Source organism: Streptomyces actuosus (genome assembly GCF_016921115.1).
GTDB lineage: Bacteria > Actinomycetota > Actinomycetes > Streptomycetales > Streptomycetaceae > Streptomyces > Streptomyces actuosus_A.
In genome coordinates this window covers 104,662-118,749 of sequence record NZ_JAFFZS010000012.1, presented here as the reverse complement: position 1 = coordinate 118,749, position 14,088 = coordinate 104,662, and the positions used below count along the sequence as shown (strand labels likewise).

Genomic DNA, 14,088 nt, shown 5'->3' with positions numbered 1-14,088 from the left:
CGGCGAAGTCCGGACCGACGTGGACCGACGGGGTGCATGTGATTCCCAAGCCCGGCCGTATGACGGAGCACGCGGCCTCGTTCCTGGAGCTGGGACCGCGCACGGCGCTGGCCGCGGAGGCCGGCACGGAGCGGACGGAGCGCTGGCTGCGGGCCACCCTGACGCAGGCCACCGGTCTGCCGCTCGCGCCGGGCGGGGCGGACGGGAACGACGTCATCCGCCTGTCGCTCCCCGCGGACGCCGCCCGGGACCTCGGCGCGGAGGGCTACCGGCTGTCCGTGACGCCGCGGGGCGTGGATCTGGCCGGCGGCGGCCCGGCCGGACTGTTCTGGGGCGCCCAGACACTGCGGCAGCTCCTCGGCCCCGACGCCCACCGGCGCGCCCCGCTGCCCGGCCGGCGATGGCGGCTGCCGCAGGTCCATGTCGAGGACTCGCCCCGGTTCCGCTGGCGGGGCCTCCTCCTCGACGTCGCCCGGCACTTCATCCCCAAGGAAGGGATCCTGCGTCAGCTGGATCTGATGGCGGCGCACAAACTGAACGTGCTGCACCTGCACCTGACGGACGATCAGGGCTGGCGCATCGAGATCGCGCGGTACCCGGAGCTCACCCGGACCGGCTCCTGGCGGGCGCGCTCCAAGTTCGGCCACCGCGCCTCACCCCTGTGGGACGAGCGCCCGCACGGCGGGTACTACACGCAGGACGACATCCGCGAGATCGTCTCCCACGCCGCCGAGCGGCACATCACCGTCGTCCCGGAGATCGACGTGCCGGGCCATTCCCAGGCCGCCGTCGCGGCGTACCCCGGACTCGGCAACACCGACGTCGTCGACACCGCCGCCCTCACCGTCTGGGACACCTGGGGGATCAGCCCGAACGTACTGGCCCCCACCGACGCCACCCTCCGCTTCTACGAGGGGGTGTTCGAGGAGGTGCTGGACCTGTTCCCCGCGCAGGCCGCCGAGTTCTCGGCGTTCGTGCACGTCGGTGGTGACGAGTGCCCGAAGGACCAGTGGCGGCGCTCGCCCGCGGCCCAGGCCCGCGTGCGGGAACTCGGACTGGCGGACGAGGACGCGCTCCAGGCCTGGTTCATCGGGCACTTCGACCGGTGGCTCGCCGCACGCGGACGCAGGCTCATCGGCTGGGACGAGATCCTGGAGGGCGGCCTGGCGCCGGGCGCGGCCGTGTCCTCCTGGCGCGGGTACGCGGGCGGGATCGCCGCCGCACGCGCCGGCCACGACGTCGTCATGTGCCCGGAGCAGCAGGTCTACCTGGACCACCGGCAGGCGGCCGGTGAGGACGAGCCGGTGCCGATCGGCCACGTGCGCACCCTGGAGGACGTCTACCGCTTCGAGCCCGTGCCGCCGGAGCTGACCGGCGACGAGGCCCGGCACGTCCTGGGCACCCAGGCCAACGTCTGGACCGAGGCGCTGGAGGACCAGGCGCGCGTGGACTACCAGACCCACCCCCGGCTGGCGGCCTTCGCCGAGGTCGCCTGGAGCACCCTGCCCCCGCCCGAGCAGCGGGACTACGCGGACTTCGAGCGCCGCATGGCCGACCACTACCCGCGGCTCGACGCCCTCGGGGTCGCCTACCGGCCGCCCGGGGGTCCCCGGCCCTGGCAGCGACGCCCGGGCGTCCTCGGCCGCCCGTTCGACGGGCCGCCCCCGAACAGGTAGGGGGAAACCCCGGCAGGGTCACCGAAGAGTGGCAATTCACCTGCACCGGTGATGCCGTGCGAAACCGGACCGTCCGCCCGGTGAGGTGCGCGAACGTCGTCCGGCACACCCCCGTCCTCGGCTCTTGCAAAGATGTGCCAGAGTTGCCACGTCCGCCCTGTCAGCACGTACCGTACGGCGCAACAGGCGGGACCAGGTGGGGCAGCGGGAAGGGGCAGCCGGTTTTGACCACGCACGCACCGCAGGCGGCGCAGGCCGTGACGCTGCCCACGACGCTGGACGAGGCGGTGGCAGCGCTCACCGCCATGCCCGCGGCCGTCCCCGTGGCGGGCGGCACCGACCTCATGGCCGCCGTCAACTCCGGACAGCTCCGGCCCGCCGCGCTGGTGGGCCTGAACCGCATCAGCGAGATCCGCGGCTGGCAGTACCAGGACGGGCACGCCCTGCTCGGCGCGGGCCTCACGCACGCGCGCATGGGCCGTCCCGACTTCGCCGCCCTCATCCCGGCACTCGCCGCCGCCGCCCGCGCCGCCGGTCCGCCGCACATCCGCAACGCGGCCACCCTCGGCGGCAACATCGCCTCCGCCGCACCCACCGGCGACGCCCTGCCCGTGCTGGCCGCCCTCGAAGCGACCCTGATCGTCGCGGGTCCCGGCGGAGCACGCCGCGAGGTCCCCGTGTCGCACCTGCTGGCCGGCGTGGAGATGCTGCGCGGCGGAGAACTCATCGGGTACGTGCGCGTGCCGCTGCTGCACGCCCCGCAGGTCTTCCTGAAGGCGACCGGCCGCACCGGCCCGGGGCGCGCCCTCGCCTCCGTCGCGCTGGTCCTCGACCCCGCCCGCCGCGGGGTCCGCTGCGCGGTGGGCGCGATCGCGCCGATGCCGCTCAGGCCCCTGGACGCCGAGCAGTGGGTCGCCCGGCTCATCGACTGGGACAACAGCCGGGCGATCGTCCCCGAAGCCCTGCACGCCTTCGGCGAGTACGTCGCCGCGGCCTGCATCCCCGACCCTGAGCCGGCCGGGGACGGCACCGTGGCCGCGCTTCCGCCCGCCGTACTGCACCTGCGGCGCACCGTCGCCGCGCTGGCCCGACGAGCACTGGGGAGGGCGCTGTCGTGACCGACGACCGGCAGGGACGACAGGAACACGACCCACCGCACGGCGGCGGCCGCTGGGATCCGCTGCCCCAGGGCGACTACGACGACGGCGCCACCGCCTTCGTCGAACTCCCCGAGGGCGGCATCGACGCCCTGCTCGCCGGCGACAGCCCGCTCGCCGCGCCCGGACACGGCTACGTGCCGCCGCCGATAACGGTCGCCCCCGGCACCACCGCCGACACCGACCCGGCGGCCACCGGCAGCTGGGCCGTGCCCGGCATGCCCGCCGACGGGACCGGCCGGCACGACCCGCGTGCCGACGCCGACCGGTCCGGCCCCGACGACCGCTTCGCCCACGACCCCGGTGCGACCGGCCAGTGGACCTTCGACGAGGCCGCCGCGGCGTCCGAGCGCGCCCCGGCACCGGGCCACGACGTGACCGGCCAGTGGTCGATCCCCGTCGCGGACGGCGACCTGCCGGACGAGTCGGGCGAGTACACCACGTCCTCCCTCGTCGAGGAGTGGGGCTCCACCGCGCCCGCCACCCTGCCCGGCGGCGCCCCGGCCCCCTGGGCGAACGAGGGGGCCGACGGGCCGTGGACCCAGCCGGACCCCGCCGCGCCCGCACAGCCGTACGGCGCCGACCCCGCCGGGCCGGGCGGCGCGCCCGCCGAGGCCCCCGGGACCGCACCGGTACCCGGTGCGCCGGACCCGGCGCAGTCCGCCGGTCGCGCGCACTCCGCGGAACCGGCGGAGCACGTGCAGCACGCTCCGCACGCCGCTCCCCAGTACCTCGCGGACGCCCCCGGGTCCCCCGGGCAGGCCGCCGCCGAGCCCGCCGCGGGCCCCGACGGCGCCGCAGGGCCGCAGCCGGACGCGTCCGGGCCCGTGGGCCTCGAAACGCCCACCCCCGAGGACGCCCCGCCCGAACCGGCCGGCCCCGGCACCGGCGGACCCGCCGCGCCCGGCTCCTCTGCTCCCGGACCCTCCGAGTCCGATGCGGCGGACCCGGGACAGGCGCCCGCGGCACCGGCCGAAGCGGCCCGCTCCGAGGCGCCGGCGGCCCTGCACGAGGAGCACCCCCTCGTCTCCTACGTCCTGCGTGTCAACGGCACCGAGCGCCCCGTCCCCGACGCGTGGATCGGCGAGTCGCTGCTGTACGTGCTGCGCGAGCGACTCGGGCTCGCCGGTGCCAAGGACGGGTGCTCGCAGGGCGAGTGCGGGGCGTGCAACGTCCAGGTCGACGGCCGGCTCGTGGCCTCCTGCCTGGTGCCCGCCGTGACCGCGGCCGGCAGCGAGGTCCGCACCGTCGAGGGCCTGGCCGCCGACGGACGGCCGTCGGACGTGCAGCGGGCGCTCGCCCGGTGCGGCGCGGTCCAGTGCGGGTTCTGCGTGCCCGGCGTGGCGATGACCGTGCACGACCTGCTGGAGGGCAACCCGGCGCCGACCGAGCTGGAGACCCGCACGGCGCTCTGCGGCAACCTGTGCCGCTGCTCCGGCTACCGGGGCGTCGTGGAGGCCGTCCAGGAGGTCGTCGCCGAACGCGAGGCGCACGCCGCCGCCGGCACCGGACCGGAGGCCGAGGAGGGGCACATCCCGCACCAGGCGGGCCCTGGGGCCGGCGGCGTCCGGGCATCGGCCGCCCCGGCCTACGAGACGGCAGCCCAAGGCGGGGTGCCCCACCACGGGGCGGCGCACGGACACGACGGCCCGGCCCACGGAAGCGGCCGGGGCCGGGAACAGGATGGAGGCCAGGGGTGAGCAACGAAGCCGTCACCGCGACGACCGCCGGCGAGGCCGCACCCGCCGCCGAGTCCCTCCCGCACGGCCTCGGCACCCCCCTGCAGCCCGCCGACGCCCACGCCAAGACCGAGGGCACCTTCCCCTACGCGGCCGACCTGTGGGCCGAGGGGCTGCTGTGGGCGGCCGTACTGCGCTCACCGCACCCGCACGCGCGCATCAGGTCCATCGACACCACGCACGCCCGCGAGATGCCCGGCGTCCGGGCCGTCATCACCCACGAGGACGTGCCCGGCCGCCCGCTGTACGGCCGCGACAGGCTGGACCGGCCGGTCTTCGCCTCCGACATCGTGCGCCACCACGGCGAGCCCATCGCGGCCGTCGCCGCCGACCACCCCGACACCGCGCGGATGGCCGCTGCGGCCGTCATCGTCGAGTACGACGTGCTCGACCCGGTCACCGACCCCGAGCAGGCCTTCGAGGCCGAGCCGCTGCACCCCGACGGCAACCTGATCCGGCACATCCCGCTGCGGCACGGCGACCCGGAGGCGGTCGGCGAGATCGTCGTCGAGGGCCTGTACCGCATCGGCCGCCAGGACCCGGCGCCGATCGGCGCCGAGGCGGGCCTGGCCGTGCCGCGCCCGGACGGCGGGGTGGAGCTCTACACCGCCTCCACCGACCCGCACGCGGACCGCGACACGCTCGCCGCCTGCTACGGCCTCGAACCCGAGCGGGTGAAGGTCGTCGTCACCGGCGTGCCCGGCGCGACCGCCGACCGCGAGGACCTGGGCTTCCAGCTCCCGCTCGGCCTCCTGGCCCTGCGGACCGGCTGCCCGGTGAAGCTGACGGCCACCCGCGAGGAGTCCTTCCTCGGCCACGCCCACCGGCACCCCACCCTGCTGCGCTACCGCCACCACGCGGACGCCGAGGGCAGGCTGGTGAAGGTCGAGGCGCAGATCCTGCTGGACGCCGGGCCGTACGCGGACACCTCCTCGGACGCCCTCGCCGCCGCCGTCGCCTTTGCCTGCGGCCCCTATGTCGTCCCGAACGCCTTCATCGAGGGCTGGGCCGTCCGCACCAACAACCCGCCCTCCGGCCATGTGCGCGGCGAGGGCGCGATGCAGGTGTGCGCCGCCCACGAGGCCCAGATGGACAAGCTCGCCAAGAAGCTCGGCGTCGACCCGGCGGAACTGCGCCTGCGCAACGTGATGGCCACCGGCGACGTCCTGCCGACCGGCCAGACGGTCACCTGCCCGGCCCCCGTGGCCGAACTCCTCCAGGCGGTCCGGGACCACCCCCTCCCGCCCCTGCCCAAGGACACCCCGGAGGAGGACTGGCTGCTGCCCGGCGGCCCCGAGGGAGCGGGCGAACCGGGCGCCGTGCGCCGAGGCGTCGGCTACGGCCTCGGCATGGTCCACATGCTCGGCGCGGAGGGCGCCGACGAGGTCTCCACGGCCACCGTCAGGGTCCAGGGCGGTGCGGCGACGGTCCTGTGCGCGGCGGTGGAGACCGGCCAGGGCTTCACGACGCTCGCCCGCCAGATCGTCCAGGACACGCTCGGCATCGACGAGGTGCACGTCGCGCCCGTGGACACCGAGCAGCCCCCGGCCGGCGCGGGCTGCCGGGGCCGCCACACCTGGGTCTCCGGCGGCGCGGTGGAACGGGCCGCGAAGATGGTCCGCACCCAGCTCCTGCAGCCCCTGGCCCACAAGTTCGGCATGTCCACCGAACTGCTGCAGATCACCGACGGCAAGATCACGTCGTACGACGGCGTGCTGTCGACCACGGTGACGGAGGCGTTGGAGGGCAAGGAGCTGTGGGCCACCGCCCAGTGCCGTCCGCACCCCACGGAGCCCCTGGACGAGTCCGGCCAGGGCGACGCCTTCGTCGGAATGTCCTTCTGCGCGATCCGCGCCGTGGTGGACGTCGACATCGAGATCGGCTCGGTCCGGGTCGTCGAACTGGCGGTCGCCCAGGACGTCGGCCGGGTGCTCAACCCCGTCCAGCTCGCGGCCCGCATCGAGGCGGGTGTGACGCAGGGCGTGGGCATCGCCCTGACGGAGAACCTGCGCACTCCGCGCGGTCTGATCCGGCATCCGGACCTCACCGGCTACGCGCTCCCCACGGCCCTGGACGTGCCCGACATCAGGATCGTGAAGCTCGTCGAGGAGCGGGACGTCGTCGCCCCCTTCGGCGCGAAGTCGGCCAGTGCGGTGCCGGTGGTGACGTCCCCCGCGGCGATCGCCTCCGCGGTGCGCGCGGCCACGGGCCGCCCGGTCAACCGCCTCCCCGTCCGGCCGCAGGCGGCGGTGGTCACCGCCAGGTGAGCCCGCGGGCCCTGGCCGCCGCCGCGGGGACCGGCGGTGCCGGTCCCCGCGGCGTCCGGTCGGAGGCCGGCTGCGCGCAACGGGGGAGCGGGGCCACCCGGCGGCTCCGCTGCGGGCTCCGGCAGGTGGGACCGGGTGCGGTTCGGGGCGGACCCGGGCGGCGTGGCCGGCGCGACCGAACCGGTGCGACGGGACGGCCGGGAACGCCGGGACCCGGTTCGGGCGTCCTGTCGGGCGGAGCGTTGTCGGTGGCGGGTCCTAGTGTGGAGGCAGTGGGACGGCCGCCGCGCACGGTGACGGCGCGGCCGACATGTCACGCACGGGGGAAGCATGAGCACCAGCACGATGACTCCGGACGCATCGGAGCTGCACGGCCCGACGAGCGCGGCGCGGGGCCGGTGGACACCGGCGCCGGGGTCCGTGGCACCGGCCACGCGCTCCGGCCTGAGCCTGGACCTGCCGCCGCGTCTGCTGGACGACGCCTTCGGCCGCGGCCGGATCGTCCGCTTCGAGGACTTCGACTTCCCGCCCGCCCTCACGCACGAGCCGACCCGTCGCTTCCTGCGCGACGTCGGTCTGCCGGAGTACGCGCCCGGCTTCGCGCTCGACCTGGACGCGCCGCTGCGCCCGCTCACGGAGTACGCCGCCGACGAGTACCCCGACCGCCGCGTCCCGCCGCTGCCTGCGGGGGCCGACCTGAGGCTGTGCCTCGGCGGTCTCACCGGTGGGACCCACGCCGTCCTGGACGGTCCCACGGGGAGGGTCCTGGCCTGGAGCGGCTCCGGACGCGCCCCGCGCCCGCTGGAGGCGGACGTCGCCGCGCTCGCCTTCACCCTGTGGCAGTCCACGCGGACCGCCGCGCGGACCGTGGCGGGGCTCGACCGGACGCCGCTCCCCGCGGGCGACGTCCCGCAGGCGGACGCGGCACCCCGCAGACGCCCGCGTCCCGGACGGCGGGGCACCCGGTGCGCCGCGCCGGGCCGCCGGAGGCAGGTCGACGGCCGCCCCTAGGAGGTCCCAGCAGGTCCCAGCGGGGACCTAGGACGAAGGTCGCTGCTGGTGAGGGACTTGCGACAGGGGTCAAACGAGCTCGTGGACCTTACGCTGTCGGGCATGACCGCCCTCGAACCCAGCGACGTGATCGATCCGGACGACGAGGCGCGCGGCGCCACCGCGCCCGCTCCCGTGCCCGCCTCCCCGTCGGTTCCTCTGCCCGGGCCCGGTACCGCCCCCGGGGAGACCGTGCTCGGCCGCGCCTACCGGTCGCTGAGCATCGGCATGGTGTCGGTCGTGCTGCTGATCGCCTTCGAGGCGACGGCCGTCGGGACGGCGATGCCGGTGGCCGCGCGGGAGCTGCACGGGGTGTCGCTGTACGCGTTCGCCTTCTCCGGGTACTTCACGACGAGCCTGCTCGGGATGGTGCTCGCCGGGCAGTGGTCGGACCGGAGGGGCCCGCTGGGCGCTCTGACCGCCGGGATCGCGGCCTTCGCGGCCGGCCTGCTGCTGGCCGGGACCGCGGGCGCGATGTGGCCGTTCATCCTGGGCCGGGCGGTGCAGGGCCTCGGCGGCGGCCTGGTGATCGTCGCGTTGTACGTCGTCGTCGGCCGGGCCTACCCCGAGCGGTTGCGTCCGGCCATCATGGCGGCGTTCGCGGCGAGCTGGATCGTGCCGTCCGTCGTCGGCCCGCTGGCCGCCGGCGCGGTCACCGAGCACCTCGGCTGGCGGTGGGTGTTCATCGGGATCCCGGTGCTCGTGGTCCTCCCGCTGGCGCTCGCCGTGCCGCAGATACGGCGGCGGGCCTCCGGCCCGGTCCGGTCCGCCGCTCGGCCCACGGAGCCGGCCGGTTCCGGCCGCCGCCGCATCCGGCTGGCGTTCGTGGTCTGCCTCGGCGCCGGGCTGCTGCAGTACGCCGCCCAGGACCCGCGCTGGATCTCGCTCCTGCCGGGTGCAGCGGGCGCCGCCCTGCTCGTGCCGGCCGTGCGGGGGCTGCTGCCCCGCGGCACCTGGCGGGCGGCCCGGGGACTGCCCTCCGTGGTGCTGCTGCGGGGGGTCGCGGCCGGCGCGTTCATCGCGGCCGAGTCCTTCGTGCCGCTGATGCTGGTGACCGAGCGCGGGCTGGCACCCACGCTCGCGGGTTTCTCGCTGGCCGCGGGCGGCGGGACGTGGGCGCTGGGTTCCTGGGTGCAGTCCCGGCCGTGGGCCGAGCCGCACCGGGAGCGGCTGATGACGGGCGGCATGGTGCTGGTGGCGGCGGCGATCGCCACCGCGCCCAGCGTGCTGATCCACTCCGTGCCGGTGTGGACGGTGGCCGCGGCGTGGGCGTTCGGCTGCTTCGGCATGGGTCTGGTGATCTCCTCCACCGGGGTGCTGCTGCTGAAGCTCTCCGCTCCCGAGGAGGCCGGCGCCAACTCCGCCGCGCTGCAGATCTCCGACGGCCTGTCCGACATCCTGCTCCTCGCGGCGGGCGGTGCGGCCTTCGCCGCCCTCGGCGGCGGCACGGTCACCCACACCGCGACGGCCACCGCGGTCGGCGCCTCCCACCCGGCCGCCTTCGCCGCGGTGTTCCTGCCGATGGCGGTGGTGGCGTTGACGGGGGCGTGGGTGACGACGCGACTTCGAAGCAGGGAAAGCTGAGTGGTACCAGTTTGACCCCAACGGTGGTACCGTTTTGGTATGGCCATGAATCTGCGTCTCCGCGACGACCAGACGGAAGCACTGAAGCTGCGAGCCGAGGAGGAGGGCGTCAGCATGCACGCCATACTGCTCAGGGCTGTGGACGACTACCTGGCCAGGACGGCTCATGAGGCGCTCGTCCGCAAGGCCGCCAAGGCGCAGACCGCCAAATGGGCCGAGCTGCTGGAGCGGCTCAAGTGAACTGCGTCTACCTCTCGGCCGAGGATGTCCTGGCCATCGCCGGGCACGCCGTGGACGATCAGGACGTCGTCGTGCGCGACGCGGGGTTGCTGGAGTCGGCGGTGCACCGGCCGTCGGCCGCGATGTTCGGGCAGGAGGCTTACACCGACCTGTGGGGCAAGGCGGCGGCGCTGCTGCAGTCACTCGCGGTCAACCACCCTTTCGTCGACGGGAACAAGCGCACGGCCTGGGTGTCCTGCGTCGTCTTCCTCGCTCTGAACGAGGTCCAGTTGCGCCCCGACATCAACGCCGCCGAGCGCTTGGTCATCGCCGTGGCGACCGGAAGCGTGGACGAGGTGAAGACGATCTCGGAGGCGTTGCGGGACTTGGCGGGTGACTGATGTGACGTCAGTCCCACCCGTGGCCGGCCCCGCCCGGTTCGCGCGTGGAGGGCGTCCTGCCGCCGGTAGGGTGGCCCGGTCGTCATGCCCAGCCGAGAGCCGAGCCGCCAGACCCCCGTACGGAGACCGTGACTACCACCGCCGCCAGCTCCAGTTCGTCCCACTCGCACCACCTGTCGCCGGCCTTTCCCGGCCGAGCCCCCTGGGGCACCGCCAGCAAGCTGCGTGCCTGGCAACAGGGGGCGATGGAGAAGTACATCCAGGAGCAGCCGCGTGACTTCCTGGCCGTCGCCACGCCCGGCGCCGGCAAGACGACCTTCGCGCTGACGCTGGCGTCCTGGCTGCTGCACCACCACGTCGTGCAGCAGGTGACCGTGGTCGCGCCGACCGAGCACCTGAAGAAGCAGTGGGCGGAGGCGGCCGGACGGATAGGGATCAGGCTCGACCCGGAGTACAGCGCGGGGCCGCTCGGCCGCGAGTACCACGGCGTCGCCGTGACCTATGCGGGTGTCGGGGTGCGGCCGATGCTGCACCGCAACCGGGTGGAGCAGCGCAAGACCCTCGTCATCCTCGACGAGATCCACCACGCCGGCGACTCCAAGTCGTGGGGCGAGGCGTGCCTGGAGGCGTTCGAGCCGGCGACGCGGCGGCTGGCGCTGACCGGTACGCCGTTCCGCTCCGACACCAACCCGATCCCGTTCGTCGCGTACGAGGAGGGCACCGACGGGATCCGGCGGTCCGCCGCCGACTACACCTACGGCTACGGCTCCGCCCTCGCCGACAACGTCGTCCGCCCGGTCATCTTCCTGTCCTACAGCGGCAACATGCGCTGGCGGACCAAGGCCGGCGACGAGGTCGCGGCCCGGCTCGGCGAGCCGATGACCAAGGACGCCGTCAGCCAGGCCTGGCGCACGGCCCTGGATCCGCGCGGCGACTGGATGCCGTCCGTGCTGCGCGCCGCCGACCAGCGGCTCTCCGAGGTGCGCAAGGCCGTCCCGGACGCAGGCGCCCTCGTCATCGCCTCCGACCAGGACTCCGCCCGCGCCTACGCCAAGCTGATCCGCGACATCACCGGCCACCGGGCCACCCTCGTGCTGTCCGACGACTCCGGGGCCTCCGACCGGATCGACGAGTTCAGCGGCAACGACGACCGGTGGATGGTCGCCGTCCGCATGGTGTCCGAGGGCGTCGACGTGCCCCGGCTGGCCGTCGGCGTGTACGCCACCACCATCTCCACCCCGCTCTTCTTCGCCCAGGCCGTCGGCCGCTTCGTGCGGTCCCGCCGCCGCGGCGAGACCGCCAGCGTCTTTCTGCCCACCGTGCCCGACCTGCTGTCCTTCGCGGGCGAGATGGAGCGCGAGCGCGACCACGTCCTCGACCGCCCCAAGAAGGACGGCGAGGAGGACCCGTACGCGGAGGAGGACAAGCTCCTCCAGGAGGCCGAGCGGCAGCAGGACGAGGACACCGGCGAACAGGACATGCTGCCCTTCGAGGCGCTGGAGTCGGACGCCGTCTTCGACCGGGTGACGTACAACGGCGACGAGTTCGGCATGCAGGCCCACCCGGGCAGCGAGGAGGAGCAGGACTACCTGGGCATCCCGGGCCTCCTGGAACCCGAGCAGGTGCAGTTGCTGCTGCAGAAGCGGCAGGCCCGGCAGATCGCGCACAGCCGCAAGAAGCCCGACGGCGAGGCGGACCTGCTCGAACTGCCGGCCGAGCGGCGTCCCGTCGTCACGCACAAGGAGCTGATGGAGCTGCGCCGGCAGCTCAACACCATGGTCGGCGCCTACGTCCACCAGAGCGGCAAGCCGCACGGGGTCGTCCACACCGAACTGCGGCGCGTGTGCGGTGGCCCGCCCAGCGCGGAGGCCACGGCCGGACAGCTGCGCCAGCGCATCGCCAAGGTCCAGGAGTGGGCGACGCGGATGAAGTGACCCCGCAGCCGGCCGTACCGACGGTGCGGCCGGAGGTGCGGGGGTGTGGGCGTGCGCCGTACGTATCGGTACAAAGACAGGTACTCCATACCGGCCACTGACCGGATTCTGGACGGAGCCTTCCGCTCAGCGAACCTGCTTCGCTACTGTCCCGCTACGCACACGCCCCGTGGCAGCGCCGCCGCGGAGCGCAGCCGTGAAGCGACCGGGTCCGGGACACCCCGGACCGTCACCGATCGGCGGCCTCTGAAGCGCGTCGCCGACGGGACTCGGTGACCCCCATCGCCGCGGTAGGCCGCCTCCCTCACCACATGGAGGAGTGGGCGTCGTGACCGCGGAGACCTCTCAGACGCTCGACCGGGGACTACGTGTCCTCAAGCTGCTGGCCGACACGGACCACGGGCTGACCGTCACCGAGCTTTCCACCAAACTGGGCGTGAACCGGACGGTGGTCTACAGGCTGCTCGCCACGCTGGAGCAGCACGCCCTGGTGCGGCGAGATCTGGGCGGGCGTGCCCGGGTGGGGCTCGGCGTGCTGCGGCTCGGCCGCCAGGTGCATCCGCTGGTGCGGGAGGCCGCCCTGCCGGCGCTGCGGGCCCTGGCCGAGGACATCGGCGCGACCGCGCACCTGACGCTGGTGGACGGGACCGAGGCGCTGGCCGTGGCGGTCGTGGAGCCGACGTGGACGGACTACCACGTGGCGTACCGGGCCGGCTTCCGCCATCCGCTGGATCGCGGGGCCGCGGGGCGGGCGATCCTCGCGGCGCGGGCCCAGCCGATGGGTGACCCCGGGTACACGTTGACGCACGGGGAGCTGGAGGCCGGGGCCAGCGGGGCCGCGGCGCCGCTGCTGGGGGTCACCGGGGTCGAGGGCAGCGTGGGCGTGGTGATGCTCGCGGACGCCGTGCCGGAGCGGGTGGGCCCGCGGGTCATGGACGCGGCGCGGGAGGTCGCGGAGGCCCTGCGCTGACCGGGGCGGGCGCCCACCCGGGCCGGGCGGGGCCCGTCGCACCCTCTGCCGCCTGCCGCCTGCCGCCTGCCGCCTGCCGCCTGCCGCCTGCCGCCTGCCGCCTGCCGCCTGCCGCCTGCCGCCTGCCGCCTGCCGCCTGCCGCCTGCCGCCTGCCGCCTGCCGCCTGCCGCCCCGGTGCCCGGCGTCCGGTGCCGTCCCGGCTCCGGACGCCGTGTGCCGCCGGATCCGCCGGCCGGATGTCCCTGCGTGCAGTGACCGGGGCCGGATAGGACACCGGCCGCACGTTAGATTGACCTCGTGCTCTCTCGCCTCACACGCCTCCAGGCCGTCGCCGTCTGCGCGCTGCCCGTCGTGGCCCTGATCGCCACGGCGGCCCTCGCGCCGCTGCCGTTCTCCGTGGCGCAGCCGGGGATGACGGCGAACGTGCTGGGCGACAACAAGGGCACGCCCGTGATCACGATCTCCGGGGCGCCGACCCGGCAGACGCGTGGCGAACTGCGGATGACGACCATCGAGGCCACGTCCCCGGACACGGACGTCTCGCTCGGCGACGTGATCGACGGCTGGTTCGCCACCGACCAGGCGATCATGCCCCGCGACTCGGTCTACCCCAGCGGGGAGAGCGTCAAGGAGATCGAGCGGCACAACACCGAGCAGATGCGCCAGTCCCAGGACGCGGCGACCGCGGCGGCGCTGGACTATCTGGACCTCAGCGAGCGGGACGTGAAGGTCACGCTGACCCTCGCCGACGTCGGCGGCCCGAGCGCCGGGCTGCTCTTCACCCTCGGCATCATCGACAAGCTGGACGGCGACGGCAGCGGCGGCGACCTGACCGGCGGCCGCACGATCGCCGGCACCGGCACCATCGACGCCGACGGCAGGGTCGGCCCGGTCGGCGGTGTGGCCCTGAAGACGCAGGCGGCGCGGCGGGACGGGGCGACGGTGTTCCTGGTGCCCAGGGCCGAGTGCGCCGACGCCAGGTCCGAGCTGCCGAAGGGGCTACGGCTGGTGCCGGTCACGACCCTGGAGAGCGCGGTGGACGCGCTGACCGCCCTGGAGAAGGGGAAGGGCTCGGTACCGAGCTGCTGAC

General features: G+C 75.0%; 11 protein-coding genes. All 11 read left to right on the top strand.

The window, feature by feature from the left end; genetic code table 11:
• Nucleotides 1–59 precede the first annotated feature (59 nt).
• The 11 genes from JS756_RS17520 to JS756_RS17470 all read left to right on the top strand — a co-directional run bounded on the left by JS756_RS17520 (nucleotide 60) and on the right by JS756_RS17470 (nucleotide 14,087).
• A complete protein-coding gene (locus JS756_RS17520) occupies nucleotides 60–1,676 on the top strand; it encodes a beta-N-acetylhexosaminidase (protein ID WP_240203915.1) in 1,617 nt (538 codons plus the stop codon).
• A 224-nt stretch (nucleotides 1,677–1,900) separates the two neighbouring features.
• A complete protein-coding gene (locus JS756_RS17515; RefSeq protein WP_205384032.1) occupies nucleotides 1,901–2,794 on the top strand; it encodes an FAD binding domain-containing protein in 894 nt (297 codons plus the stop codon).
• Complete coding sequence (locus JS756_RS17510; RefSeq protein WP_205384031.1) at nucleotides 2,791–4,533, top strand: 2Fe-2S iron-sulfur cluster-binding protein; 1,743 nt, start codon at nucleotides 2,791–2,793, stop codon at nucleotides 4,531–4,533. The genes JS756_RS17515 and JS756_RS17510 overlap by 4 nt, the downstream gene beginning before the upstream one ends.
• The gene (locus JS756_RS17505) at nucleotides 4,530–6,839 is read left to right on the top strand and encodes a xanthine dehydrogenase family protein molybdopterin-binding subunit (protein WP_205384030.1); all 2,310 of its coding nucleotides are present in this window, start codon (nucleotides 4,530–4,532) and stop codon (nucleotides 6,837–6,839) included. Before JS756_RS17510 ends, JS756_RS17505 begins: the two co-directional genes overlap by 4 nt.
• A 330-nt stretch (nucleotides 6,840–7,169) precedes the next feature.
• Entirely contained in the window at nucleotides 7,170–7,850 is a 681-nt protein-coding gene (locus tag JS756_RS17500; RefSeq protein WP_205384029.1) for an SUKH-4 family immunity protein, read from the top strand.
• Between the two features lie 102 nt (nucleotides 7,851–7,952).
• Nucleotides 7,953–9,473 (top strand): MFS transporter, encoded by a 1,521-nt coding sequence (locus tag JS756_RS17495; RefSeq protein ID WP_205384028.1) that lies wholly within the window; start codon nucleotides 7,953–7,955, stop codon nucleotides 9,471–9,473.
• A gap of 39 nt (nucleotides 9,474–9,512) precedes the next feature.
• Nucleotides 9,513–9,713, top strand: a complete 201-nt coding sequence (locus JS756_RS17490) for a ribbon-helix-helix protein, CopG family (RefSeq protein WP_205384027.1) — start codon at nucleotides 9,513–9,515, stop codon at nucleotides 9,711–9,713.
• On the top strand, nucleotides 9,710–10,093 hold the full coding sequence (locus JS756_RS17485) for a type II toxin-antitoxin system death-on-curing family toxin (RefSeq protein ID WP_205384026.1): 384 nt from the start codon (nucleotides 9,710–9,712) through the stop codon (nucleotides 10,091–10,093). Before JS756_RS17490 ends, JS756_RS17485 begins: the two co-directional genes overlap by 4 nt.
• Before the next feature lie 128 nt (nucleotides 10,094–10,221).
• Nucleotides 10,222–12,027 (top strand): DEAD/DEAH box helicase, encoded by a 1,806-nt coding sequence (locus tag JS756_RS17480; protein WP_205384025.1) that lies wholly within the window; start codon nucleotides 10,222–10,224, stop codon nucleotides 12,025–12,027.
• Between the two features lie 328 nt (nucleotides 12,028–12,355).
• Nucleotides 12,356–12,997 (top strand): IclR family transcriptional regulator, encoded by a 642-nt coding sequence (locus JS756_RS17475; protein ID WP_205384024.1) that lies wholly within the window; start codon nucleotides 12,356–12,358, stop codon nucleotides 12,995–12,997.
• Nucleotides 12,998–13,295: 298 nt separating this feature from the next.
• The gene (locus tag JS756_RS17470) at nucleotides 13,296–14,087 is read left to right on the top strand and encodes a YlbL family protein (protein WP_205384023.1); all 792 of its coding nucleotides are present in this window, start codon (nucleotides 13,296–13,298) and stop codon (nucleotides 14,085–14,087) included.
• Nucleotide 14,088: the final 1 nt, after the last annotated feature.

Coding starts and splice junctions, on each gene's coding strand:
- JS756_RS17520 (WP_240203915.1), top strand. CDS start 60: ATGACGGAGCACGCGGCCTCGTTCCTGGAGCTGGGACCGCGCACGGCG.
- JS756_RS17500 (WP_205384029.1), top strand. CDS start 7,170: ATGAGCACCAGCACGATGACTCCGGACGCATCGGAGCTGCACGGCCCG.
- JS756_RS17495 (WP_205384028.1), top strand. CDS start 7,953: ATGACCGCCCTCGAACCCAGCGACGTGATCGATCCGGACGACGAGGCG.
- JS756_RS17490 (WP_205384027.1), top strand. CDS start 9,513: ATGGCCATGAATCTGCGTCTCCGCGACGACCAGACGGAAGCACTGAAG.